At 65.6% G+C, this 3,174-nt stretch carries 4 protein-coding genes; 2 read left to right on the forward strand and 2 right to left on the reverse strand.

The features are described from left to right. Window positions 1-1,485 (forward strand): lytic transglycosylase domain-containing protein (locus BG35_RS0108070; protein ID WP_025782423.1); only part of this gene is annotated, 1,485 nt, incomplete at its 5' end. Here BG35_RS0108070 and BG35_RS11670 read toward each other — a convergent pair. Together BG35_RS11670 and BG35_RS0108080 are read right to left on the reverse strand one after the other, a co-directional pair. Then, a complete protein-coding gene (locus BG35_RS11670; protein ID WP_025782424.1) occupies window positions 1,415-1,933 on the reverse strand; it encodes a hypothetical protein in 519 nt (172 codons plus the stop codon). The genes BG35_RS0108070 and BG35_RS11670 overlap by 71 nt on opposite strands. Next, window positions 1,933-2,376: an NIL domain-containing protein gene (locus BG35_RS0108080; RefSeq protein WP_025782425.1), complete on the reverse strand. Its 444-nt coding sequence runs from the start codon at window positions 2,374-2,376 to the stop codon at window positions 1,933-1,935. Before BG35_RS0108080 ends, BG35_RS11670 begins: the two co-directional genes overlap by 1 nt. 103 nt (window positions 2,377-2,479) lie before the next feature. Between BG35_RS0108080 and BG35_RS0108085 the strand changes: the two genes are divergently transcribed. Then, window positions 2,480-3,001, forward strand: coding sequence for a thioredoxin domain-containing protein (locus BG35_RS0108085; protein ID WP_051506218.1), 522 nt, complete (start codon window positions 2,480-2,482; stop codon window positions 2,999-3,001). The last annotated feature ends 173 nt before the right edge of the window (window positions 3,002-3,174 follow it).

Consider the following 3,174-nt stretch of genomic DNA (forward strand, 5'->3'; position numbering starts at 1 on the left):
CACTGGCGCAGCCTGTTGCTGCGTTTCCCGGACACTCCGGCCAGCGCCGATGCCCGCTACTGGCTGGGGGATCCTGGCGATGCCCTTCATCAAGAACTACTGGAGCGGTTCCCGGCTCATCCGTCCAGCCTGGCCTCGGCCCTCACCACAGCCCGAACCGCCGGCCCTCGCCAGTTGGACGGGGCCCTTCACCTGGCCCGCTGGGGACCACGGCAGGTGGGGGGTGAATACCTGTTGGCCACCCTCTGCTTCCAGCAGGGGAGCCAACTTCCCCCCGCTGCCGCCGCCACCCTGGCCGAGGCCCTGTTGCAGGTGGATAATCCCGCCGCGGCAGAGGCCTGTCAGCCCGGAATTGCCGCCACCGCAGCCGCCACCGAGGAGCCGTGGACCGGCATCCGCCAACTGCTGCTGGAAGGGTCCTGGTCCCAGGCCCAAACTGCCCTGGCCACTGCCGCCAACGCCCCCCGCCTCACCCTGGCGGCGGCCGTCCGCCTTGACTTCTGGCATGGCTTCGTGAAGCAGCAACTGGGGCAGCACGGGGCGGCCGTCCGCCTCTGGCGCCAAGTGACCCGGCGGGCCCCGTGGAGCTATTACGGCTGGCTCAGCCAGGTGCGGCTTGGGTATGGGCAGGTGATCTGGCCGTCTCCCCTGCAGCGGGTTCCCCCCCGTTCCCCAACGTCATCGTTGGGGCCCGCCAGCGGAGACGATGCCGTGACCTGGTTATGGAACACAGGCCTGGACGTGCTGGCATGGGAACACTGGCGCCATTGGCGCGGCGCCAGTGTTCCCCAGGACCCTGACGCCCTCTGGATCGAAGGCCAACTCCGCCTGGCGGTCATGGATCCCTGGATGGGACTGGAGCAACTGGATGCCGCAAGCTGGAACCGTCCCGCCGCTGAAGGGCAACTCATGGACCTGGAGCAGGTCCGCCACCCGATCTTCTATGGCCGGATCCTGGCGGATGCGGCCCGGCGGCACGGACTGGATCCGGCCCTGTTGCTGGCCACTGCACGGCAGGAAAGCCGCTTCCGTCCTGCCCAGCGCTCCGTTGTTGGCGCCCTGGGTCTGCTGCAGCTTATGCCGGCCACAGCAGCGCAACTCATGGCCAGAGCGTCCGTCCCCCCGGAGTGGGCGGACCGGGATCTGGAGACCCAACTCCTGGATGCGGAGATCAATGCGGACCTGGGGGCCCGCTATCTGGCTGAGCAGTTGCAGCACTGGGGCCAACAGCCCATCCTCGCCATTGCCAGCTACAACGCCGGGCCAACGGCGGTGGCCGGTTGGAGCATGGACGGGCTGGAGGAACAGCCGGAACTCTGGATCGAGGCCATCCCCTACCCCGAGACGCGCCTTTATGTCAAAACGGTTCTGGAGTCCTGGTGGGCCTATAGCTGTCTCCACGGCACACCCTGCCTTAACCCGGTAGAGCAGGGGGATGAACCCAGGGAAGACGAGAACCCAGACCGGCGCCCAGGCCGACCATGAGCAGGGAGAGCAGGTTGGTGATCAGCCAGGCCCGGACCGGGGCCGGATACAGGTCCGCCTCCATCAGGTCAAGGCGAGCCAGCAACAGGGCAGCCGCCAGGATGAGCCCATGGCCGAGGGCCTGAAGGCGGATCAACCCCGCCGCCACCGCCAACCCCACGGGGAAGCCCACCAGGAGACTGGCAAAACGGCTGGTGGTAACGGGCATGGTCAACCGCCTGAGCACCAGGCCGGGCATGGTGCAGAGCAGCACAAGGTATTGCAACTGAGCCATGATGAACAGCCAGTAGAGTCCGGCGCTGTGGCTGGCGTTGAGGGGGAAAAGCGGTGTATTGGCGGCCCGCAGTGTCCAGATGTGGCCAAAGTAGAACAGCAGCGCCAGCGCCAGCAGCACCGTCGGGATTCGCAGACAACGGAACAGGCGCTGGCAGGAACCGGTCGGTGGCATCACCCCTGGGCGCGGTTGCTGCTGCTGCCCGACGGCGTGGGCAGATTCAAGCCAATGGCCCCCAGCGGGCAACTGGGAATACATTGCTCGCACACCACACAACGTCGGACTTCGAAGTGAAGGGTCCAACGGGGTCGTTCCATGTGCAGGGCGCCGGTGGGACAGACCGTGGTGCAGATGCCGCAGTCCACACAGCGATCCCGGTCAATGCTGATCTGGCCCGCTGCCGTGGTCACCACCAACCCCTGCTGCCGTAGCCACGCCGTCGCTGCAGCCAGATCATCAATATCCCCGGCCAGTTCCACCACCATCACCCCCTCCTGGTTGGGGCCAATCTGGGCACGAATGATTTTCGAGGCCACATCATAGTCGATGGCCAGCCGGTAGGTGATGGGTTGGTTCAGGGCCTCCCGAGGGAGACGCAACGTCAACCGCTGCTTCATGGGAAACCGGGCGCTAAGGAAACACTAGCCATCTGCCACCATGGGGAGACTGGACTTGCCCGCAGACAGTCAAGCAATGGACAGCAGAGACCGCGTTATCGCCATGGCTCTGGCCAGCATCGCTGCGGTGTTGGCGGTGGTGGTGCTTTGGACCCGTTCCCTGAGCAACCAAGGTCTTGAGGCGCTGGCCCACGCCTCCCTCCCCCTGGATAAGGCCCTGAGCAACGGCAGGCCCACCCTGGTGGAGTTTTACGCGGACTGGTGTCAGGTATGTCACCAGATGGAGCCCACGATGGCGCAACTCAAACAGAACCACCGCGGCGGGTTGGATCTGGTGCTGCTCAACGTGGAAAACCCCCTCTGGGAACAGGAGTTGGAGCAATTCCAGGTGCGCGGCATCCCCACCTTTCTCTTCTATGACGCTGACGGAAGTGTGCAGGGACGCGCCGTTGGTCTGCTCCCGCCTGAGCAACTGGAAGCCATGGTGGCGGCCCTGCTCCAGGATGCCCCACTGCCGTTTCTGAACAACCAGGGCGTCACGAGCGCCATCGGCAAGGCCACCCCGGACCAGGGGACGGCAGCGGGCCCCCGCAGCCATGGCGAAAGGGTGGGGGTACCCGAGTGATGGATAAGAGGCTCCTCTGGGCTTGGCTTGCGGGTTCAGGAAGCCTAATGGGGAGAGGAAGCGGGGGAAAGGGAACCCCGCTTTGATCTGTTGCTGAGGTTTTCCAGTCTTTGGGGTGGGGGAGAGGGGGCTTCCAAGCTCAGGCAGCGCCTGACTCGTTCTTCTCCACCGGG

The sequence above is a fragment of the Candidatus Synechococcus spongiarum SH4 genome (assembly GCF_000586015.1).
Taxonomy (GTDB): Bacteria; Cyanobacteriota; Cyanobacteriia; order PCC-6307; family Cyanobiaceae; genus Synechococcus_B; species Synechococcus_B spongiarum_F.